The following is a 21,636-nucleotide window of genomic DNA, read 5'->3' as shown; positions in this document are numbered from 1 at the left end:
AGCGCCGGCGCTGCACTGGAGTACTCTCCGTTGGTCGTCCCCACTCCTGGAGCTCCACCATGTACACGGCGCCGCAGCCCGTCGACAACCACCTGCTTGCTGCGCTGGCCGATGAAGAACTCGTGCGTCTGGCGCCGCACATGGAGTGGGTGCAATTGGTATTGGGTGAGGTGCTGTATGAGCCCGGGGACATTTTGCGTCAGGTGTACTTTCCCACCGACTCGATCGTGTCCCTGCTGCAGGTTACCGAGAGCGGCGCCTCCGCAGAGATCGCCGTGGTCGGCAACGAAGGGCTTGTCGGCATTGCCGTGTTCATGGGTGGCAAGAGCACGTCCAGCCGCGCGGTGGTGCAGAGTGCCGGAGGCGCCTTCCGCCTGCCCGGCCATAAACTCAAGGAAGAATTCGATCGTCACGGCGAGCTGTTGCTGCTCATGCTGCGCTACACCCAGGCCCTGATTGCGCAAATGTCACAGACCGGTTTGTGCAATCGCCACCATTCGATCGACCAGCAATTGTGCCGCTGGTTGCTGTTGTCGCTGGATCGACTGCAAGGCAATCAGCTGACCATGACCCAGGAACTGATGGCCAACATGCTCGGTGTGCGCAGAGAAGGCGTGACCGAAGCGGCGGGCAAGCTGCAGCGCCAAGGCGTGATCGAATACACTCGGGGCCAGATCAAGGTCCTTGACCGCCCGCGACTGGAACGGTTGAGCTGCGAATGCTATTCAGTGGTGAAGGCCGAGTCCGACCGCTTGCTGAGCTATACCCGACGACGTGAGTGATCAGGTCATTATCAGGGTCTTGAAGGCTCAAGGCGGTGATTGCACGGATCGGATGAAAACGGCGTCAGGAACTTCAGCAGCCACGGGACCCTTTGATGGCGATCAGATACATCCGCAGCCTGACCGGCCGAAGACGCACACCGGACGCTAACCGCCACCTCGGGTTTGTCCTGGCCTTTGTGGCCGGCGCCATCAACGCCGGGGGCTTTCTGGCGGTTCAGCAGTACACCTCGCACATGACCGGCATCGTTTCGTCCATGGCCGATAACGCGGTGCTGGGTGCGTACGACCTGCTGCTGCGCGGGGGCAGCGCCCTCTTGTCTTTCATGGCAGGCGCGGCCTGTTCGGCCATCATGGTCAATTATTCCCGCCGCAGACGCCTGCACAGCGCGTTCGCCCTGCCCCTGTTGTTCGAGGCGTTTTTACTACTCTGCTTCGGCTTTCTGGGCCCCAGGCTGGCGGCCGTGGACGGATTGGTCGTGTCCCTCACGGTCATGCTGCTGTGTTTCATCATGGGCCTGCAAAACGCCTTGATCACCAAGGTTTCCAAGGCTGAAATCAGAACCACGCACATCACCGGCATCGTCACCGACATCGGTATTGAACTCGGCAAGCTCGTCTACTGGAACGGCGCTACACCGCCCGGGCAACCGCGAGTGGTCGCGAACCGCGGACGGCTGAAACTGTTGACTGCTCTGGCATTGAGCTTCTTCACCGGCGGTGTGGTGGGTGCGTACGGGTTCAAACACGTGGGGTACACCGCGACCGTACCGCTTTCGCTGGTCCTCGGCATGCTGGCGGTCGTGCCTGCCCTGGACGATGTGCGGCGCTATGTCCGGCGTGCATGCCGGGAGTGATCCATCGTTGATCCGTGCCCGAGTCAACCCTTGCATAGGTATAGGGGGTACCCCTATGCTGCATCCCGTCTAGCCAGGGGTGTATCCGATGGGTCATGTCGCAGCCAACAAAAACGATCTTCTCAAGCGTGTCAAACGCATCGCCGGACAACTCCAGGCCGTCGAACGGGCGTTGGAGTCGGACCTCGACTGCGCCAAGACGCTGCACCTTGTCGCCGCCACTCGCGGGGCCATCAACGGCCTGATGGAGGAGATCATTGAAGACCACGCGCGCGCGCACGTGGCGGATCCTGGTCTCAGCGAAGCCGAGCGCAGCAAAGGTGTCGAAGAGCTGCTTGAAGCCATTCGTCGTTATTCCAAGTGAACACATCCAGGCGCCCGCTTATGCAAAGTCCGAACATCAATTACCTGCACGACCACGTCTTCCTGGGCTCGGCGCACGATGAGAACGCCAGGCGTACGCTGTGGGTGGTCGCGCTGACGGTGGTGATGATGGTCGGTGAAATCACCGCCGGGTATGTCACCGGCTCGATGGCGCTGCTGGCCGATGGTTTTCACATGGCGACGCATGCCGGTGCATTGGGCATCGCCGCGGCCGCCTATGCTTACGCCAAACGCAACGCTTCCAGCCAGCGCTTCAGTTTCGGCACAGGAAAGGTAGGGGATCTGGGCGGCTTCGCGTCGGCACTTATTCTCGGCATGGTTTCCCTGGGGATCGGCGTTGAATCCGTCATGCGCCTCTTGCAGCCCACCGATGTTCAGTTTGGCACCGCTACCCTCATCGCGATTGCCGGGTTGATCGTCAACATCGTCAGCGCCCTGTTGCTGGGCCACGGGCACAGCCATGGACACGATCATGACCATCACCATGATGATCACGGCCATCCCCATGCCCCTCATGGCAACGACAACAACTTGAAATCGGCCTATGTCCACGTCCTCGCGGACGCGCTGACCTCGGTGCTGGCCATCGCTGCATTGCTCGCCGGTCGTTATCTGGGCTGGGTATGGCTGGACCCGGCCATGGGCATCGTTGGCGCCCTCGTTATCGCGCGGTGGGCCTGGACTTTGATGGGCGTCACCGCAGGCGTATTGCTCGATCAGACTGACGCACACGTTGCCGAGGAGATCCGCCAGTTGGTTGAAGAACCGGGAGACGCCACCATCACCGACTTGCACGTCTGGCGGGTCGGCCCCCAAGCCCATGCGGCCATCGTCAGCGTCCTTGGCGCCGCCACTGCGGACGCCGACACCATCCGTGAACGTCTCCAGCCGGTCCATGAAATCAGGCACCTGACGGTCGAATTTCGACCGGCCTGATTGAGCGCTTCTGCCCTGCCCCAGAGGAAATTGCCATGCCACCCGGCAAACGTGAACTGGCGCGAATCGAACGCCGGTTAATCGCCACGCTGACCGAAGCGTGCGAAACAGCAAAAAGTGAAATCAAAGGCTTCACCTGGCTGACCCACACGGCTGACCTGAACGCGCTGGCTGACACCCTGAAGGTGATCTGGGTGTTCGAAACGCGGGCGGACAAACAGCGCGCTCAGCTTGAAGCGAAGGCGCGCATTTTTGAGCTGACGGCCATTGCGTTGAATGAAGCCTGCATCGACCTGAAACTCTCGGATCGCAATGTTCGCCTTGACTCCGAAGAGGAATGCCAGCGCGCTCATGAGGGCAACTGGCAAAAGCGACTTGGTCAAGGGTGACTGACGATGGCCAAAGAAATTGAAAACCCATGCATCGCGGTGTGCCAGCTCAGGGATGATCTGTGTGTGAGTTGTGGCCGGACGAAGGACGACATCAGAAAGTGGAAACGCATGAAGCGGCCTGAAAAAATGGCGGCGGTGCAAAGGGCGAGTATGCGTTTGAAGGCGCTGAAATAGGCCTGTGGAGGGTCGTTCGCCATGAGGCGGCGCCGTAGGTAGGCCAGATGTTCCAAGCCAGGTTTGTATTGGTCACCGGTATATCTGTACTCTCGAAAACGATACAGCCAGTTGACATTTCTACGGACGGACACCCCATTCAATGCGCGTATTGCCAAACTCTGCTTTGTCTTCCGTCGTTCGGCGCTGGTTAACGGGCGCATTGATGTGCTTAGCGACTATTGCCCATGCTGATGCCTTGCCTGGCAGCACTGCGGCATCGGACTTGCCCTCAGCGAAGGCATCACCGATCGCCCTGACGGATATTCTTGATCGCGCCGCCGAGGATCAACAGCGCGTGGATATGGCCAAGCGGCTGCTTGCCTCGCCGGACCCGGTTATCCACCTGAGCCGCTCACTCGACGATATCGCTCGTCCTGCTCGCGCCAAACAAAATACGGCTCACAGCGTCGTGTTTGGTGAGTTGCCTGTCATGCGAATTGAAAGCCTGGCTCGGCATTGGGAGTTTGACGCTCGCCGCCTGGAGCGTTGGGATATGCAAGCGCGTCGAGCCTTTGGCCCTTACTCCGACGCTGCCTTGCAACTGGCGCAACGCCGGGCGGTCTGGGCGTCGACCCAGACCGCAGGCCTGCTGGACGGGCTGCCGCCGGTGCTCTCCGCTCGCATCACCAACATGCTCACGCAAGTTGACTCTACCGAGGCGAATCTGGGTGTGGAGCTTTCGCGGCAGTTTGCACTTATGCAGCAAGCAAGCGAGCTTAAAGCCACGATCGAAGCTGGCGGCAACGAAGTGGCCCTGGCGCTCGACACTCTGGACCGCCGGCTGCTACGCATCGATGTTGCGCCGCTCTGGCAGGGCCTTGGTTCGAGCATGGATCAAGCCTCAACCTGGGACGCCATGTGGCGAGGTTTAGAGATCGAGGTGCAATTCGCCCGCGACTACCACTCGGCTGGGACCCGCAATCAGCAGGCCCTTACGCTGGTGCAGATACTGCTGCTGCCCCTGATTCTGTGGTTAGTGGTCCGCAGCCGGCGCACGCGGCGTCTCCAGGAGAATCCGGACAAGCTGACGCGCGCATTACGTCGTCCTTTTTCCACGTGGCTGCTGCTGTGCATGCTTGCGGTACTTGTACTGGAGCCGGATGCTCCGCTATTGGCCCAGGAAATTGCGCTGCTGGTGGCCTTGATTCCTGTGCTGCGATTGCTGCCCAGTGGTGCCCTGCGCGCGCTTGGGGTATGGCCTTATATCGCTGTTTCCATGTATGGACTGGATCGGTTGGGCATTCTGGCTGCCGATAACGGCGGGATTTACCGGATCTACCTCCTCGCGGTCAACGGCCTTGCCTTGGTGCTGACCCTCTGGCTGCTTTGTCGTGCAATTCCGGCGATGCAGAGTCCTGACAGTCGCTTACAGCAAGTCATGCGTCCCATCGGCTGGATAGCAGCTGCCTTGCTGACCGTAGCGCTTGGCGCCAACGTCGTCGGCAATACCTCGTTGGCCGAAACGTTAACCAGTGGCGTGATCGATAGCGGTTACATGGCCCTGCTGCTCTATGCAGGCATCGCCGCATGCGTGGGGCTGTTTCAGGCGTTGTTAGGGCAACCGGAGCTCGCCAATCGCCACTTCGTTCGACATCAGGAAACGGCGTTGCAATCTGGATTCACTCGCCTGCTGATGCTTGGCGCTGCCATCGGCTGGCTTCTCTACAGCATGGATCGATTTCGCGTGCTGCGGCCGCTCTACGGCGTGGGCAGCACGGTCATGGAGTTTGGTATCGATGTCGGTGAGTTTTCCCTGAACATTGGCCATCTGCTGGTGTTCCTGCTGTCGTCCTGGCTCGCTTTTTGGGCGGCTCGCACCGTAAGGCGATTGCTTCGTGCAGAGCTGCCCAATCACGCAGGCTTGCCGCGAGGCGTGGGAAATAGCATCGCATCACTTAGTTATTATGGCGTTCTGATGCTTGGCCTGTTAGTGGCACTGTCTGCGGCAGGGTTCAAGGTCAGTCAGTTGACGCTGATCTTCGGTGCGCTGGGTGTGGGTATCGGATTCGGGCTACAGAACGTCGTGAATAACTTCGTCTCTGGCTTGGTGCTTATGTTTGAACGGCCAATCCAGCCGGGCGACCTGATCGATGCAACGGGGACCTCAGGCACGGTACGCGAGATCGGCCTTCGTGCGACAACCATCCGCACCTCAGATGGCGCCGACGTGGTTGTGCCGAATGGCCTGCTGCTCAATGGCAACCTTACCAACTGGACCCTGTTCGACAAGAGTCGGCGTATCGAAATCCCCATAGCCGTCGCACACGGCTCTGATCCTTCCACAGTACTGTCAGCGTTGGCTGCAGTCTTGCGTGATACACCGGGCGTGGCTGAACAGCCTGCGCCGGTCGTCGTGTTGACCGGCTATGGGGATAACGCCCTTAATTTCACGATAAGTGCCTGGACACACGACATCGGTAGCTGGGTAAGGCTGCGCAGTGAAGTACTTGCGCGGGTATTGGTCGCTCTCCAACAGGCGGGGGTTTCGCTTCCCCATAAGCAGGTTGAGGTGAATTTACACACCGTGCAGGATGAGCAAACGCGTTTCCCGTTATCCTGACAGGTCTGCGACACCTGATTGGCAGCGGCGGCTCATCCATCTGCTTTCGCGACAGTGCGTTCTTCCGAGCCCACATAAGAGATGAACCCTTCTGCGCTCATCGCTTTGGCGAACAGCCAACCCTGGGCATAGCGAACGTTGCGGGAACGCAGATAGGCCAACTGTTCTGCTGTCTCGACCCCTTCCGCCACAACAGCCAGTCCCAACGATTCAGCGATGTTGATCAACTGGTCCAAAAGGACCGCTGCCTTTTCAGCGTGGGCAATGCCAACGACGAAAGACTTGTCGATTTTCAGGATATCCAGCGGTAGCTGTTGCAAATACTGCAGACTTGAATACCCGGTCCCGAAATCATCCAGCGCCATCACATAGCCCGACGCCTGAGCTCTGCTGATGGTGTCTTTTGCCGCTTCCAAGTCCATGAACCCGGTTTCGGTTGCTTCCAGCCAGATCTGTGATGGCAGTATCCCTGCCCGCTCTCTTATCCCGTCCAGCACGGTGATGAACCGGCCACTGCTTACGTCAGCTGCAGACAAGTTGATGGCCACATGCATTGAACGATCATTCAACAGCAGAGTGCCGAGATCGTATATCACTTGACTCATGACCTGATCGGTCATGGCCAGGATCAATCCGCTCTGTTCTGCCAACGGAATGAACGCATCAGGAGGGACGGATCCATGACCTGGCTTGATCCACCGTACCAGCGCCTCGGCACCCACGCAGCGTCCATGTGCCAGCTCGATGATGGGCTGGTAATGGACCACGAACTCATGGTTCTTCACTGCGCGTTCAAGTTCTGCCAGAGGTGAAAGACGGCGCTTAGACAGGCGGACAATACCGAATACCGGCACAACTGCCAGTAACAGACCCAGTGGGATCATGTACAGCGCGTGGCGGACAAGCATGCGCATCAGTTCGGCACGGGGAATCGCCGCAACTGCTATCCAGGAGCCCTGGCGGACCGACGTATACAAGTAGCCGTCCTTAAGTCCTTTTGTCGGGCCCGAATGCGCCAGGGTGACGATGCTTTGAGTGCCGTGATCGCTCGCACGTACGAGATCGCCGTTACGGGTGGCTATCGCCAGCCTGACACGATGATCGAACAGCACATCCAACAGTTGCTCTGAATCCACCAGAACGTTAAACGCCGTGTATTCCAGAGCCATCATTGGCTTGGATGATTCAAACAAGGGCGACACGCCGATCGAGATCTTTACGCCATCGTCAGTCGTAAAATCCGCGGGCCGTGCCTCTATTTTCCTGCCGATCATTCCCCACGAGCCACACACGAAAATGTCCTCGTGGATATAACCCACCGATTTCACTGACAGCGTGTTTACCGCAACAAGACGCATCTGATCGATGCTCTCCGGGCTACAGGGGCGCAACTCGCTGGCGGCAACTGACTTCAGTGCATCGGAAGCCTGTAACAGCGTCGACTGGGCACGCTGCGACAATAACACCGCAATTTCTTCCAGCTGGCGCTCGGTGCTGTGCAGCGTTAGCAGCCATCCCACTCCGCCCATCACGCCTACTGTCAGACACGTGACGAGAGTACTTGCAATTACGCCCTGCCAGATTACAGACGACCGCATCGGCCCCGCCTTGGTGATAGAGAAAAGGACTGACTGCTTACTTCGCAACGATAGCTTATCCCGGCCGAACATTACTGGCCCGCTCCTCGGCCATCCATCGTTGTCAGTGCGCAGAAATCCGGCGTCACCAAGACAACTTTCAATCCATATCAGCGGCCAGTTGCGGCAGATCAGTCGATGCTGAAGGTGATCGCATAGGGCACCGCCTCACTACGCCTGGCTGATGCGCGCATCTGAAACACCTGCACCGTGTACTTGCCCGACGTCGGTAACGCCCCGGACCAATCCGCATCAACACCACCACTGCCCAATGCTGCGGATTGACCGGGCTTGTCGCCAGGCGCAAACACGTTGAAGTTGGCATTGCGACTGCCCGTGATCCGTACCGTCATGTGCTGACCTGACCTGGCAGACAGCGTGTACTGGACGCTGTCATAGCCGTTGAATGATCCGTTGACCTTCGTACTGTTTGTCCCCTTGGCAAAGCTGACCGGCACAGTCGTCACTTTATCGGCAGCCCAACACAGTGAAGAACTGAACGTGAGTGCAAGACCGTAAAGTATCGCTTTGTTCATATGCGCCCCCTTGGAAAGTGGCTTTAAGCAGCACCTGCGCAACGCCTTGGAGGATGCGCTACGCAGAATCCGATAGCTGATCACCGACCGACACGTTCAAGCCAGACAGGCGAGTTATCTGTAGCCATCATAGCGTCACTTTTTCGGGCTGCTCGGATCGACGACGTTGATCCCGGAGCAACCTGGTGGTGAATGTGGGGAATGCAGGCCCAGGGAGCGGAGTCTGTCAGCACCAGCGAAACATCTTGAACCATTTTAGTCCGTGACTTCTCTATCTGACTGCAGCGCTCGGCAAAGCCCCTCTTAATTGGAAGATGGTGTCGCCAAGCGGATCTCATAGACTATCTGGACACCCCAATGACCCCAATACCTCTGCTCCTGGGCTTCGTCATCATGTCGCTTGCCTCGTTGGCCATCTACGCCAAAGGCGCTCACAGCGGCCCATTGCGCGGCCACACACTGGTCCACTCCGCCGTCCCTTTCATTGCGGCAACGGCCTACCTCTGCATGTACCTGGGCGTGGGCAACCTGATCAAACCGGACGACAGCGTTACCTATCTCGCTCGCTACGTCGACTGGGCCTTAACCACGCCTCTGCTGCTGGCCGGGGTCGTTAGTTCGGCGTATCTGGGCGCCCGTGAGCAGGAAGGCCAAGCCGGCTTCGTGGCGTCTATCGTGACCCTGGATGTGATGATGATAGTGGCCGGTCTGATCGCCTCGTTGGCGCCTTACGGCACTTTGAAATGGGTATTTTTTGCCTGGTCGTGCGCGGCTTTTGTCGGTGTGCTTTATCTGCTGTGGAAGCCACTGGCGAATATCGCCGGGCAGCATCCGGCCATTGGCGCGGCGTACCGTAAAAATATCGGTTTTCTCACTGTGCTCTGGTTGATCTACCCGGTTGTTTTCGCCATCGGGCCAGAGGGGATATGGATGGTAAGCGATGCCGCAACCATCTGGATCTTCCTGGTCCTCGATGTTCTGGCCAAGGTCGTGTACGCCTTCACCTCCGAGCGCAAGTTGCACGCCGCTCTGGCGAAGTCAGGCGCCTGAAAGTGAACAGGATGGGCTGGCTAGTCATGCTGTCGACCGCCGTGATTGCCAGCCTGGCCGGGGCAGCGACGCAGATGACGTTTGCGCTGGCGGTAGGGTTGGGCCTGGGGCTTCTCCACGGGGTAAGCGATATGCATCTGGTGGCAACGGCACGACGCCCCGCTTTCCTCTTTTCCTACCTGGCGACAGCCCTTGGGTGTCTACTCTGCTGGCAGCTGGCAAGTGCGACAGCACTCCTGTTGTTTCTGGTGCTGTCGGCCTGGCATTTTTTCCATGAAGACGAATTGTTCCACGAGCGGCTGACATCGCTGGCGTTGGGGCTCTTCATCATTGGCGGTCCGGCAGTGGTGCATGGAACAGAGGTCGCCCGGTTGCTCGCGTTAACCATCGGCTCGGGCGAACCCCATGGACTGGCGGAACGGCTGACGTGGTTGCTCGCCACAAGCGGCGTCATCGCGCTACCGGTATTGCTGCTGGCCTCCTGGCGCCAACGCAGCCTGTGGTTAGCGGCCACGCTGTTTGCCGTGGTGCTGTTACCACCCCTCGTCGGCTTCGCTGTTGGATTTTATAGCTTGCACGCCGCGCCTCAGACCCAGGTTCGCCAGCGTCTGTTGGGCGCGCCTCACCTGTCTGCCTACCTGCGCCTCACTTGGCCAATATGCCTGGGCGCTGCCCTGTTCATCGTGGTTGGAGGTCTTGTCTTCCTGCTGCAGGAAGGCACCGGAATCCGCGCGCTGTTCGCTGTATTAACGGCCTTTGCAGTACCGCACATGATCGTATTGCCGCGTTTTCTGCCAGTGGGTAAAGCGGCGGGTATAGACGGCCAGCCACCCTCGGAAGCGCGAGTGGTTGAGCGGTAACTGACCCGCACACTAACTCTTTGACCCACTCAGGTCGCCTTGCTTCTACCAAGACGAATGCCCGGGCGGGCCAGACGCGTCACCATCAGGAATGCATCCACTGTCGGAATAAGGGCTCTTCCTCCAATCACCTCCCTCATCCAAATGAGTATGGGGTAACGGCCTTATCACAGGGATCAATGCGGGCGGATTAGTGGATCCAATAGACTTAACTAATTATTTAAGCAAAGGGTGCTTAAGATCCCCCGCGCCCGGCCGATTATATTGGATTGATGAGTTTGATTTAACTTTAATCACCGTTGGGTCAGAAGCTAGTCTACCGCTGGAGTGAACACGTGACGTTACGCCTAACCTGCAAAGCTTTTATTATTGCGCTGTCTTTTGGGTTGTCAAATGTGGCGAGTGCCGAAGACGTTAAAGTCTACAATTTTTCGCCGGTCAATCAATACAACCTTAATCTCTCAGCCAGTTTCTGGAACCCCATCATTCGGTACGTGTCCGATAAAAGCGGCGTGAACCTGACCCTGAAATTAGGGCGTACCTCCTCCGACACCACCAGTTATGTGCTCGCACAAGAAGTTGATTTCGCTTTTACCAACCATCTTTTCAGTCCAGAGCGGGACAAAATGGGTTGGAAGGTGTTTGGTCGCCGTGACGCCCCTCCCCTGGAAGGGCAAATCGTGGTACCTGCCGATTCCCCCATCCATAGCCTTGCTGAACTGGAAGGCCAAGAAGTCGTGTACCCGGGACCCGAAGCGTTCATCGCTTATAAAGTCACCAGCGCCGAATTGGTAAAGAAAGGGATAAATACGTCTACGGTGTTTGCAGGAAACATGGATGGTGCGTTCAGCCAGCTGATCAGTGGCAAGGCCCAGGCAATGGGGGTTAATTCACAGCTGGTCAGCGGCTACACCGAGAGAGAAGGCAAGTCGTTCCGCGTACTGTGGAACTCGTCCTTGTTCAACGATTTAGCCCTCATGGCCTCCCCCAGAGTGTCTCAAAAAGAACTGACGGCGGTCGCCGATGCATTTTTTAATATGCAATATGATAGTGAAGGCAGCAAAATTCTTCATGACGCGACTGAGCTCGTCCATGCACCTGAACCGATCAAGTTTATTCCTGCGACGGAAGCGGATTATGCGTCCTATCGCGATTTTTATAACAGCGCTCCAGCAAACCATAAGTAATCAATCTCACACCTAGCGGGAGAGGCTGTTAATGAATTTCTTTAAAAGCCTGATGCCCAGATCACTGACGTCGCGCATATTGGCGATGCTGTCCATTTTGATCGTGGTATTTCTGACAACCGGGCTGGGTCTTTTTTATAAAAACCAGATGCTCCAGCACATTGAAGAGATACAAGACAGCGCTAACATGCTGATAGAGGTGGCGGCACAGGCCGTTGAAGAAAGCGTCATCATCGGCGATTACGACACCATCAAAAGGACCCTCGAAAAAACCCTGTCTCGCTCACCGTTCAAGTCGGCCATGTTTATTGACCTGTCAGGTGGCGTCATTCGTCTGCAGGCACCCAAGGCGCCTGCTGGAAGAGCCCCTGCGTGGATAGAATCCGAGGTGGCTGCACGGTTATTCGATGTCAACCGTCCGATAACGATCGGGGGCAAAGATTATGGCGTGATGCGCCTGTCTTTCAATGCCGAGAAAATTGCGGCTGAACTGTGTACGTTGGTGGTGCAGGCGACCGTACTGGCAGTGCTTTTTCTGCTGACCAGTTTGCTGTTGATGGGGTTCATGATCAAACGGTCGCTCGCACACCTGGACAAGCTTCACTCTTATGAAGCGGAAATCGCTTCGGGTGCGGTGGCAGCAGAAGCGATGTTGGTGGCCGATGCGCCCGTGGAAATACAGGAGGCTATAAAGGCGGTAAACCGTACGGCAGCCAGTATGCGCAACCACTTTGGTCAGCGCATTGAATCGTTGATGAACACATTGGTGCAGCATAAGAATGCCCTGGATGAGGTTTCGATCGTTTGCGAATTTTCACCCTCCGGCCGTATTACCTATGTTAACGAACGATTCGTGTCGAGCGCCCAGCGTTCTCGCGCTGAGCTTCTGGCGTTGACGATCGATGAAGTCTGGAACGGCATGTATTGCGCCACTCAGCCGTGGCAATGGACACCTGAACGTGAAGTGTGGAACGGTGAGGTCAGGCTTTCAGGTCGTGCCGGGACAGATAAATGGCATCAACGCACCATCATCCCGATCCTCGATGACAGGGGCGGCGTTGAAAAATATATCTGCATCGACATCGATATCACCGACCGAATAGAGTTTGAGGTCGCCATTCTGGATAACTCCAGAAGGCAAAACCTGATCGCCTTGTTTGGCCAGCAGGCATTGACCGAGGAGAACGTCAGAGCCCTGGGTCAACTGGCGGCGCTAACAGCGGCGCAAGGTTTAAAAATGAGCAAGGCAGCGCTATCAGTCGTTGACCAAGTGAGTCACGGGGTGATCCTCAGCGCTGAGATTGGCCTGACCCACGATGACATCCGCCGCAGCTACGCGAGCCAAGTGTCCAGCCGTATGGGCGCTTCGACTGAGCTTGCCATTATTTCCGATGGAGCTGATGACACCTACAAGCTGTTGACTGATGACACAGTGGAAACCCATGGCATCAGAAGCACCCTGGAAGTTGATATATCGTGCAGGGACGTTTTCAAGGGCGTTCTTGGGGTGTATGCCACCACTGACTACGTGTTTACCCGTGAAGATGTTAGCTACATCCAGACATTGGCAAACCTGTTGGCAGCCGCGCTTGAAAGGGATGACGCGAAGAAAAAACTCACCCATCTTGCCGAGAATGATTCGCTCACCACCTTGCCCAATCGCTGGTTTCTCAATAATTACCTGCACGCTGCAATCAGCCGCACAGCCTCCGCGCCATCTGCAATAAGCGTCATCTTTATCGATCTCGACAGATTCAAAACCGTGAACGACACCATGGGGCATTCCGTGGGCGATGAGTTGCTTATCCAGGCGAGTCGACGTCTGGAAGAGTACATCGATGAGAACAGCATGGTTGCGCGACTGGGCGGGGATGAGTTCTCGATTGTGGTCACACACCCTGTCTACTCGGCAAGTTTCATCAAATCCCTGGCGGCCCATGTTGTTGACGCAATGGAGAAGCCGTTCAACCTTCGCGGCCAGGACATATTTGTTTCAGCAAGCGTGGGCATCGCCAATTATCCGTTTGACGGAGATGACGCCGGCGTCATCCTCAAGAATGCGGATACCGCCATGTACCATGCGAAAAAAAGTGGGCGTAATAATTTCAAGTTTTATAACGCCGAGATGAACGAAAGTGCCGTTAAACGCTTGCAAACTGAAACACTCTTACGGGGTGCGCTGGAACGCGATGAATTTATTCTGCATTTCCAGCCAAAGGTCAGCCTCGCAGATGGCAGCATCAGTGGCCTGGAGGCTTTGTTAAGGTGGAATCATCCCTCGCTCGGCCTGGTGTCTCCCGCTGATTTTATTCCCATGCTTGAGGAGACCGGCCTGATCATTCCGGTGGGCGAGTGGGTGATTCGGAAAGTCTGTGAGACGTTGAAAAGCTGGGAAGACAGTCATATCAGACTGGTACCCATCGCCATCAACCTGTCCGCCAGGCAGCTTCAGGTAAAAGGCCTGGCCAACATCGTCAAACATATCCTGGAAGAATACGGTATCAACCCTACTCTTTTAGAGTTCGAGCTCACTGAATCGGTGTTGATGATTGAACCCGAGTCGGCGGTTGAAATACTTCGAGACATCAAGTCATACGGGATAGGCCTTTCGGTCGACGATTTCGGAACGGGTTATTCCAGCCTTGCCTACTTGAAGCGATTCCCTATCGACATCCTCAAAATAGACAGAATGTTCATTAAAGACATCATGAGCAATCATGAAGACGAGGCGATCACCCGAGCGGTCATCGTATTGGCGCATGAGCTGGACTTGAAGGTCATTGCCGAAGGGGTCGAAACATTCGAGCAACTGGAGCTGCTGGTGAAACATGGCTGCGATCAGATACAGGGTTATCTTTTCAGCAGACCCGTACCGAGGGATGAGTGCGCTGCGATGATCAAGTCGTCACGTACGCTGGACATAAAATTTGCCGAGCCTGATGTTGCGTAAACCCGTGATATTGAGGTCGCCACACTCTCCAGTTGTTGACACACTGTGTGGCAATCTCCTCGGGCACCCCGCCCGACTTCTACCTGGACGTCACATGACACCCAACGCAGAACTCTATAATCCCTCCACCGAATACGCTGACAAGCTGATCTCGCGGATTGGCCAAACACCTTCGTGGATCGCAAAGCGTATCGGTGTGACTGACAAGCGCATCCGCTACATCCTGGATGGCGAAAGGACCGTCAAGGGCGAGACCACCCCGATTCAGATGACCTACACCGAGCAATTTGCCCTTGAGTGCCTTGTCCAAGAGGCGATAGCCCTTAAGAGGTGACGGTTGCGGGCTGCCGCGACGCTACAAGCCGTCCAGCAGCCCGTCGGCACGGAGCAGATCAACGATCACGTGCTCATCCACCGCGTAAACGCCCCGGGAAGCCTTCCAGACCAGGTTCTTTTCCTGCAAGGCAATGAGCGCTTGTTGCACCCCCGGCACCTCAACCTTGATGGCACTTTCGGCAACGCCTGACTGCTTCATCGCTGTGGCGTACAACGCCATGGTGGGCGCCTCGAACGGGGCGAAGTTATCGCCCATGCTGCCCATGACGCGAATGACGGCCGACTGGATCGGGGTCAGGCTGTGGATCACCTTCTTGAGGTTCGCGTTCAGCTCATCCGCCTGCGACCGGACCAGCTCGGCAAAACGCTCAGGTACATTTTCAGGGTCGATGAAAAAGTCGAAGCGAATAGCATCAGCTGCTGCGCCAAGCAATTCGGGCCGATAGCCACTTTCTTTGAACAGCTGGAACACTTCTGCCGGATCGAGCGGAGATGGCAGGTCGATATTGGCGCACAGCCAGTCGATGTAGTTCTGATCGAGCGTCGGGAAAGGCACCATCGACGCGCCGAAGAACGCCTGATCCTTGCTGTTGCGCAGCATGGCCAGCTTGTCCCGGTTCGAGCCGGTGCAGACGATACGGAGGCCATGGTGCCGGGAGCTGTTGAGTTCGTCCCTCGCCGCCTTGAGTGCGAACAGCGCCGCCACACCCGCCTCGGTAGTGATCGCGTGTTGCGCTTCATCGATCATCAGCACGATGAGCTTCTTTGATTCGTCGGAGAGCGCCACCAGCGCCGTGGTGAGGTCGATGTCCCTGCCAAGCCCGATTTTATCCACGCTGAAGTTCAAGCCGCCGACAACGACCTTCTCCACGCCGGACGCCTTGGCCAGCCGTGTGATGAAACCGTCGCTGCGACCCACCGCTTCGCGGATGGCTTCCACGATGACCAGACCTGGGTCTTTGGTGAGGTCTTGCCAGAGGTCGGCATACAACACAATCGCACCCGCTTTTTCCAGCGCAGGCCGCAGGTCTTCACGTGCGAAGGTGGATTTGCCGGTACGCCGTGGCGCTGCCAGGAAGACGCCGGAGCTGGCGGAACTGCCCACCGACACCTGCATGATCAGCTTGGAGAGCCGGGTGGCCAGCTCGGGACGGTGGTAGAGGATTTCAGGCATTTGTAGCTCTCTGCACAGCTCTATAGGCAATTATAGAGTGACTATAGACCAATTATAGATATGGGTGAAATCTACGTTTATAGGCGATTATAGAACGACTATAGACTGATTATAGGTAACCCAATTCAGTCGTACGCCAACCATCAGCGCCCGCAGAACATTCGGGCGCCGCCAGGCCAAAGCGTAAGGACAGTCCACCGAGATGGGGCGTGCCTAATCGATCAACCCCTGAGCGTCGTAAAACGGGTACGGCCCCGGGTAATCACCGAACACGCCGTTGTGGGTCACCAGGCCCTGCTCCGCTTCCCAGCGATGCAGCAGATAGCCCGCCGGCTCGAGGTTGAAATGCGCCGGGGCGTCGTCGCGCAGGTCGAGCACGATCTGGTGCGAGGTGCCCGGGCAGGTGCAACTGATGCTGCCGCCGAAGCGCCGTTGCATCGGCCGATGCAAATGACCGCACAGCACCCGTTCGACTTGCGGGTGCCGTGTGATGACCTGCTCAAGCGCCGCCCCGTTAATGAACGCTTCGCGCTCCATGTGGCCGATACCGGTGACAAACGGCGGGTGGTGCATGATCACCAGGGTCGGCACCTCCGGGCGCCGACCGAGCACGTCATCCAGCCAGGCCATCTGGCTGTCCAGCACTTGGCCGCCGTGGGCACCGGGGATCGTCGAGTCCAGTCCGATCAGACGCACCGGGTGCTCTTCGACGACCCAATCCAGGGGCGACTGGGGACAGAGCGGCAGGTAAACGTGATCGGCAAATTCGGCCAGCAGGTGCTCGCGGACGTCGTGATTACCGGGCACCAGGTAATACGGCATGCTCAGGCGCGCCAGCTCGGGGTGCAGGACGGCGTATTCATCCGGCCGACCGAAGTCCACCAGGTCGCCACTGATCACCACGATGTCCGGCCGCGGCGTGCTGGCGTTCAGATGATCGACCGCGCGACGCAAGGCGCCGAGGGTGTCGACCACGCCATAGGTCAGCTTGTTGCCGGCTTTAAGGTGCAGATCGCTGATCTGCGCGATGAGAAACGGGGCGTTCACATTCAACTCACTTAAACAAGGATCACGGGTGCAGGGCGAACAGCGCCTGCGGCTCGATGGCCAGGGCAATGAGATCGCCCGGCGCATGAATAACGCTGTCGGCGCTGTCGACCAGCAGCGGTTGCGCGGCGCCGACCTCAATCAGCAAGCGGCTTTGCGCGCCCTGAAAAAACTGTCCCAGCAAACGCCCGTGCAGGTGCCCTTCGCGCGTCACCACCCGCAGATGCTCAGGCCGGCAATACACCGTGGATGGCTCACTCGCCTCAGCCCAGGGCAGCTCGCCGCCGCTGACTTTCAGGCCGTTGACGGTACGGCCTGCCACCGAAAAGGCATTGAGGTTGCCGACGAAACCGGCCACGAAAGGATTGGCCGGCTGCTGATAGATTTCACGCGGCGTGCCGAGCTGGGCGATGCGCCCTTGCTGCATGACCAGAATCCGGTCGCCCAAGGCCATGGCTTCGCCCTGATCGTGGGTGACGAACACTGAGGTGATGCCGAGGCTGCGCAACAGCTGATCGAGTTCGCTGCGCAGGCGTTCACGCAGTTGCGCGTCCAGTGCCGCGAGGGGTTCGTCGAGCAGCAGGACTTTCGGCCGTGGCGCCAGCGCGCGGGCCAACGCCACCCGCTGACGCTGTCCGCCGGACAGCTCATGAATGCCGCGTTTGGCGTGCTCTTGCAGGCCGACCAGTTCCAGCAGTTCGGCGCAGCGTTTGTTGCGCTCGGCAACAGACATGCCGCGCACCTTCAGGCCATAAGCGATGTTGCCTTCCACGGTGAGGTTGGGGAACAGCGCGTAATTTTGAAAGACCATGCCGACGTCGCGACGCTCGATGGGCAGACGGGTGACGTCATGATCACCGAACAACACCTGGCCTACGTCCGGCCGCTCCAGCCCGGCGATCATCCGCAGGGTGGTGGTTTTACCGCAACCGGACGGGCCGAGGATCGCCAGGGTCTCCCCCGCCTCGATGGTCAGGTTGAGGTCGTGAACGGCAACAGTGCCGTCGGAGAAAGCCTTGCGGCAGCCGATCAGGCGCAGCGTGGTTCCAGTCATCTTTGCTCTCCACGGGAAAGGCGCGCGCTGATGGCCTGCAACGCCACCAGCAGCGGCACGATCATCAGCAGAAATATGAGGGTGTAGGCGCTGGCGACTTCCAGCCGCGCCGAGGCGTAACTATCCGCAAGACCGACCGGCAGGGTTTTGGTCATGGGCGTGTGCAGCATCCACGTCAGGTTGAATTCGCCCAGGGACAGCGTCACCACCATCAGCACGCCGGCGAGAATCCCCGCCCGGCAGTTGGGCACCACCACGCTGAAGAACCGTCGCAACGGCCCGGCACCGAGACTGGCGGCGGCCTCCTCCAGCGTCGGCAGGTGCTGACGCTGCATCACCGCCATCACTGGCCGCACCAGAAACGGCAACGTGAACAGCACATGGCCGACGAGGATGAACAGCCAACTGCTGCGAAAACTGCCGAACTGGCCGTAGGTCAGCAGCAGGGCCAGGGCGCTGGCCAGGCCGGGCATCGCCACCGGCAAGACCATCAATTCCTCGAAGGCGCGACTGAAGCGGTTGTTCATCCGCACCAGCGCATAGGCCGCCGGGACGCCGATCACGCAGACGCACACCGCACACGCCACCGCCAGTTGCAGGGACAGCCACACCGTCGGCGAATAGGCCTGCCAGACTTGCGCGATCCAGTCGAAGGTCAGTCCGCTGGACACGCCCTGAAAGTAATTGCGGGTGAGCCCGGCCACCAAGGACATCAGCACCGGCACCAGCATGAAGGCGCAGACCAGCAGCGTGAACAGCAGCTGCGCGATGAACAGCGAAGAGCGCTTCACAGGACCGTCCTCGATTGCTTGACCATGCGCCGCGCGAGCAGCAACACCGCCCAGGTCAGCGCGCCGAGCACCACCGACAGCGCCGCCGCGACAGTGAAGTTGGCGTAGTTGGTGAACACGTTGTAGATCGCCACGGGGGTGACGTTCAGCTGGGTGCCGAGGGTGAACGCCGTGCCGAACGCGCCCATGGACGTGGCGAAACAGATCGCCCCGCAGGACACCAGCGCTGGCGCGAGCCCTGGAATGATCACGTCACACACCACGCGCCAGTGCCCGGCGCCTAGGGAGTGGGCGGCCTCCTCCAGGCTGCGGTCGAGGCTTTCGCAGGCGGCCATAATCGTGAGGATCACTCGGGGAATCGAGAAATACAGGTAGCCGAGGAACAGCCCCGCCAGGGAATAGGCGAACACCCAGCGCTCACCCGCCAGTTTCAGGCCGAGCATCGCGAACAGCCCCTGCCGCCCTGCCAGCAGAATCACCAGAAAGCCCACCACCACGCCAGGAAACGCCAGCGGAAAGGTCAGCAGCGCCACCAGTGTGGTGCGACCGAAAAAACGCTGACGGGCGAGAAACACGCCGGTGATGCCGCCGACCAACAGCGCGGCGAGGGTCACCACGGCGGCGAGCACACAGGTTTGCGCCAGGCTGCCCAGATACTGCGGGCTGCTGAGCACTTGCCAGTAACCGCTGCCGGCGCCGTCCCGTTGCTGTCCGCCGAGCACTATCAGGTGCGCCAATGGCAGCAGCCAGAACGCCGCCAGTACCGCCGCGGCGGGTGCGAGGGCCCAAGCGGCCGTCGGGCGCAAACGCCGTTTCAACAACCCACCCGCGGCCACGTTGTGCGCCTTCAACACCGTGCTGCTCACTTACTTGACCTCGCTCAGGTAACGCGCCGAAAAGGCTTCCTGCACGTCGGCCATGTGCTGGTAATCCACCACACCGGCGCGGGCGTAATCGCTGTCAGGCAGGAATTGCGCGGCCACGTCGGCCGGCATTTTCATCGCACGAACCGGGCGCAGATACGCTTTGGCCCACAGCGCCTGGCCCTGCTCGGAGAGCACGAAATCCAGCACCTTCTCGGCGTTGGCCTGATGGGGGGCATTGGCGACCAGGCTCATCACGTAGGGCACGCTGATGCTGCCTTCCTTGGGGATGACGAAGGCGACATTGGCCTTGTCCTTGTAGCGGGCGCGGTAGGCGTTGAAATCGTAATCCACCAGGATCGGCAGCTCGCCTGAAAGCACTCGGGCGTAGGCGGTCTGCTTGGGCACGATCGGCGCGTTCTTCGCCAGTTTCTGGAAATAGTCGATGGCCGGCGCGAAGTTATCCAGGGTGCCGCCCATGGCCTGGTTGATCGCCACGGCCGACACGTAGCCAACGAACGCGCTGGACGGATCAAGGTAACCGACCATGCCTTTGTATTCCGGCTTGAGCAGATCGGCCCAGCTCTGCGGGACCGGCAAACCGCCCAGGGCATCGACATTGACCATGATGCCAAGGGTGCCGGAGTGGATCGCGAACCAGTGGCCTTCCGGGTCTTTCAGGCCTTCGGGAATCTGCTCCCAGCCTTTGGGTTTGTAGGTGCCGACGACGCCAGCCTTCTGCGCCTGCAAACCGAAGGTCACGCCGTAATACACGACGTCCGCCACCGGCGCGGCTTTCTCGGCCACCAGTTGCGCCAGGGATTGGCCGGAGTTCTTGTTGTCCAGCGGCACTTGCACGCCGGTGCTGTCGGCGATCGCCTTGAGCTGGGTGCCCCAGTCCGCCCACTCTGGCGGGCAGTTGTAGCAAATCGCGGTTTCGGCGGCCTGGGTCAGGCTGGCCACGCCACACAGCAGCAGTGCCGCCAGGGTTTTACTGAAGCGGATCATGGAGCGTCTCCTCGTAGGGCTGATTGTAGGGTTGAGTACTTTCACCAGGCCGGATGTGGCACGGCAGGCAATGGGAAGTCGGGGCGGCGCCGGCGATCTGCGCCAGCAATTGATCGATGACGGTGGTGGCCAGGGCGGCAATCGGCTGGACCACGCTGCACAGGGTCGGGTGCATCTGAGTGCCGATGTCGATGCCGTCGAAACCGATGATCGACAGTTGCTGAGGAACCGCCCATCCGTGGCGGCGCAGTTCGGCGATCAGGCTGATCGCCAGCAAATCGTTGGAGCAGACCAGCGCCGTCGGCGCGTGAGGTCCGCTTAATAAAGGCGCGAGCGCAGTGAAATCGGCCTGGGTGTGGCTGGGCATTTCGATGATGGGCATGGCGGCCAGGCCGTGTTCAGCCATTGCGTCGCAGTAGCCGGCGTAGCGCTGCCGCGCCCGGTCGGACTGCAGCGTCGGCCCCGCGACCATGCCGATGCGTCGATGACCGGCCTCCAGCAGATAGCGCGTGGCCAGGGCCATGCCGGCACGGTTGTCCACCGAGACGGCGCTGTATTCGGTGCTGCCGGGCTGGTGATAGGCGAGAACAAAGGGCGTGTCTTCGGTGCTGAGGCTTTGCAGGACGCGGTTGCTGTGGGCGTCCGTGACCGTCAGCACCAGGCCGTCGACCCGTTGGCGCAGCAGCTCTTCAACCACCGCGCTTTCCCGCTCGGCGCTGTAGTCGGTGGTCGCCAGCAGCAGGTTGTAGCCCCGCAACCGCGCGGCGCGCTCCATGGCTTGAAACTGTTCGGCGAACACCGGGTTGAGCAGGCTCGGCACGACGACGCCAATGAGCTGGGTGGTTTGAAGGCGCAACTGACGGCCGAGCAGATTGGGCCGAAAACCCAGTTCTCGCGCGGCGGCGAATACTTGGTCACGGGTTGTCGGGCGTACCACTTCGGGGGAGGCGAAACAACGGGCGGCGGTCGCTCTGGAAACCCCGGCCACCCGTGCGACGTCTTTCAGGTCACTCATG

The 21,636-nt window shown here is 59.0% G+C and carries 21 protein-coding genes; 12 read left to right on the top strand and 9 right to left on the bottom strand.

The annotated features are described in order from the left end of the window. Window positions 1-59: 59 nt before the first annotated feature. The 7 genes from BBI10_RS12625 (at window position 60) to BBI10_RS12595 (ending at window position 6,127) form a co-directional block, all read left to right on the top strand. Window positions 60-782, top strand: coding sequence for a Crp/Fnr family transcriptional regulator (locus BBI10_RS12625; protein WP_065988851.1), 723 nt, complete (start codon window positions 60-62; stop codon window positions 780-782). Window positions 783-877: 95 nt separating this feature from the next. Further along, window positions 878-1,639, top strand: a complete 762-nt coding sequence (locus tag BBI10_RS12620) for a YoaK family protein (protein ID WP_065988850.1) — start codon at window positions 878-880, stop codon at window positions 1,637-1,639. Between the two features lie 88 nt (window positions 1,640-1,727). After that, window positions 1,728-2,003: a metal/formaldehyde-sensitive transcriptional repressor gene (locus BBI10_RS12615; RefSeq protein ID WP_065988849.1), complete on the top strand. Its 276-nt coding sequence runs from the start codon at window positions 1,728-1,730 to the stop codon at window positions 2,001-2,003. Window positions 2,004-2,023: 20 nt separating this feature from the next. Next, window positions 2,024-2,959, top strand: coding sequence for a CDF family Co(II)/Ni(II) efflux transporter DmeF (dmeF, locus tag BBI10_RS12610; protein ID WP_065988848.1), 936 nt, complete (start codon window positions 2,024-2,026; stop codon window positions 2,957-2,959). 35 nt (window positions 2,960-2,994) lie between these two features. Beyond that, the gene (locus BBI10_RS12605) at window positions 2,995-3,348 is read left to right on the top strand and encodes a hypothetical protein (protein WP_065988847.1); all 354 of its coding nucleotides are present in this window, start codon (window positions 2,995-2,997) and stop codon (window positions 3,346-3,348) included. A 6-nt stretch (window positions 3,349-3,354) separates the two neighbouring features. After that, on the top strand, window positions 3,355-3,525 hold the full coding sequence (locus BBI10_RS12600; protein ID WP_065988846.1) for a DUF1289 domain-containing protein: 171 nt from the start codon (window positions 3,355-3,357) through the stop codon (window positions 3,523-3,525). Between the two features lie 142 nt (window positions 3,526-3,667). Further along, window positions 3,668-6,127: a mechanosensitive ion channel family protein gene (locus tag BBI10_RS12595; RefSeq protein WP_065988845.1), complete on the top strand. Its 2,460-nt coding sequence runs from the start codon at window positions 3,668-3,670 to the stop codon at window positions 6,125-6,127. 32 nt (window positions 6,128-6,159) lie between these two features. Here the strand turns inward: BBI10_RS12595 and BBI10_RS12590 are convergent, their stop codons facing one another. Then, on the bottom strand, window positions 6,160-7,797 hold the full coding sequence (locus tag BBI10_RS12590; RefSeq protein WP_244160354.1) for an EAL domain-containing protein: 1,638 nt from the start codon (window positions 7,795-7,797) through the stop codon (window positions 6,160-6,162). A gap of 98 nt (window positions 7,798-7,895) precedes the next feature. Next, window positions 7,896-8,300: a g-type lysozyme inhibitor gene (locus BBI10_RS12585; RefSeq protein WP_065988844.1), complete on the bottom strand. Its 405-nt coding sequence runs from the start codon at window positions 8,298-8,300 to the stop codon at window positions 7,896-7,898. A 357-nt stretch (window positions 8,301-8,657) separates the two neighbouring features. Here BBI10_RS12585 and BBI10_RS12580 point away from each other — a divergent pair, with 357 nt between their 5' ends. The 5 genes from BBI10_RS12580 (at window position 8,658) to BBI10_RS12560 (ending at window position 14,681) form a co-directional block, all read left to right on the top strand. Then, window positions 8,658-9,350, top strand: a complete 693-nt coding sequence (locus tag BBI10_RS12580; protein ID WP_065988843.1) for a bacteriorhodopsin — start codon at window positions 8,658-8,660, stop codon at window positions 9,348-9,350. 11 nt (window positions 9,351-9,361) lie between these two features. Next, window positions 9,362-10,210, top strand: a complete 849-nt coding sequence (locus BBI10_RS12575; RefSeq protein WP_065989067.1) for a Brp/Blh family beta-carotene 15,15'-dioxygenase — start codon at window positions 9,362-9,364, stop codon at window positions 10,208-10,210. Window positions 10,211-10,545: 335 nt separating this feature from the next. Further along, window positions 10,546-11,397, top strand: coding sequence for a phosphate/phosphite/phosphonate ABC transporter substrate-binding protein (locus BBI10_RS12570; protein ID WP_065988842.1), 852 nt, complete (start codon window positions 10,546-10,548; stop codon window positions 11,395-11,397). Window positions 11,398-11,428: 31 nt separating this feature from the next. Continuing rightward, a complete protein-coding gene (locus BBI10_RS12565; protein WP_065988841.1) occupies window positions 11,429-14,347 on the top strand; it encodes a GGDEF and EAL domain-containing protein in 2,919 nt (972 codons plus the stop codon). 94 nt (window positions 14,348-14,441) lie between these two features. Then, on the top strand, window positions 14,442-14,681 hold the full coding sequence (locus tag BBI10_RS12560; protein ID WP_065988840.1) for a hypothetical protein: 240 nt from the start codon (window positions 14,442-14,444) through the stop codon (window positions 14,679-14,681). Between the two features lie 21 nt (window positions 14,682-14,702). Here BBI10_RS12560 and BBI10_RS12555 read toward each other — a convergent pair whose 3' ends face one another. From BBI10_RS12555 to BBI10_RS12525, 7 genes are all read right to left on the bottom strand, one after another. After that, entirely contained in the window at window positions 14,703-15,857 is a 1,155-nt protein-coding gene (locus tag BBI10_RS12555; RefSeq protein WP_065988839.1) for an ATPase, read from the bottom strand. A 213-nt stretch (window positions 15,858-16,070) separates the two neighbouring features. Next, window positions 16,071-16,904 carry a phosphodiesterase gene (locus BBI10_RS12550; RefSeq protein WP_065988838.1) on the bottom strand — a complete coding sequence of 278 codons (834 nt, stop codon included), beginning with the start codon at window positions 16,902-16,904 and terminating at the stop codon, window positions 16,071-16,073. Between the two features lie 22 nt (window positions 16,905-16,926). Then, window positions 16,927-17,958, bottom strand: coding sequence for an ABC transporter ATP-binding protein (locus BBI10_RS12545; RefSeq protein ID WP_065988837.1), 1,032 nt, complete (start codon window positions 17,956-17,958; stop codon window positions 16,927-16,929). Further along, window positions 17,955-18,749 carry an ABC transporter permease gene (locus tag BBI10_RS12540; protein WP_065988836.1) on the bottom strand — a complete coding sequence of 265 codons (795 nt, stop codon included), beginning with the start codon at window positions 18,747-18,749 and terminating at the stop codon, window positions 17,955-17,957. The genes BBI10_RS12545 and BBI10_RS12540 overlap by 4 nt, the downstream gene beginning before the upstream one ends. Further along, on the bottom strand, window positions 18,746-19,567 hold the full coding sequence (locus BBI10_RS12535; protein WP_197985849.1) for an ABC transporter permease: 822 nt from the start codon (window positions 19,565-19,567) through the stop codon (window positions 18,746-18,748). The genes BBI10_RS12540 and BBI10_RS12535 overlap by 4 nt, the downstream gene beginning before the upstream one ends. Window positions 19,568-19,615: 48 nt before the next feature. Then, window positions 19,616-20,620 (bottom strand): ABC transporter substrate-binding protein, encoded by a 1,005-nt coding sequence (locus BBI10_RS12530; protein WP_065988834.1) that lies wholly within the window; start codon window positions 20,618-20,620, stop codon window positions 19,616-19,618. Then, on the bottom strand, window positions 20,604-21,635 hold the full coding sequence (locus tag BBI10_RS12525) for a LacI family DNA-binding transcriptional regulator (protein WP_065988833.1): 1,032 nt from the start codon (window positions 21,633-21,635) through the stop codon (window positions 20,604-20,606). Before BBI10_RS12525 ends, BBI10_RS12530 begins: the two co-directional genes overlap by 17 nt. Between the last annotated feature and the right edge of the window lies 1 nt (window position 21,636).

Origin of the sequence: Pseudomonas graminis (assembly GCF_001705435.1) — a bacterium.
In the GTDB taxonomy this organism is placed as follows: Bacteria; Pseudomonadota; Gammaproteobacteria; order Pseudomonadales; family Pseudomonadaceae; genus Aquipseudomonas; species Aquipseudomonas graminis_B.
This window is presented reverse-complemented; position numbering and strand designations above follow the sequence as displayed.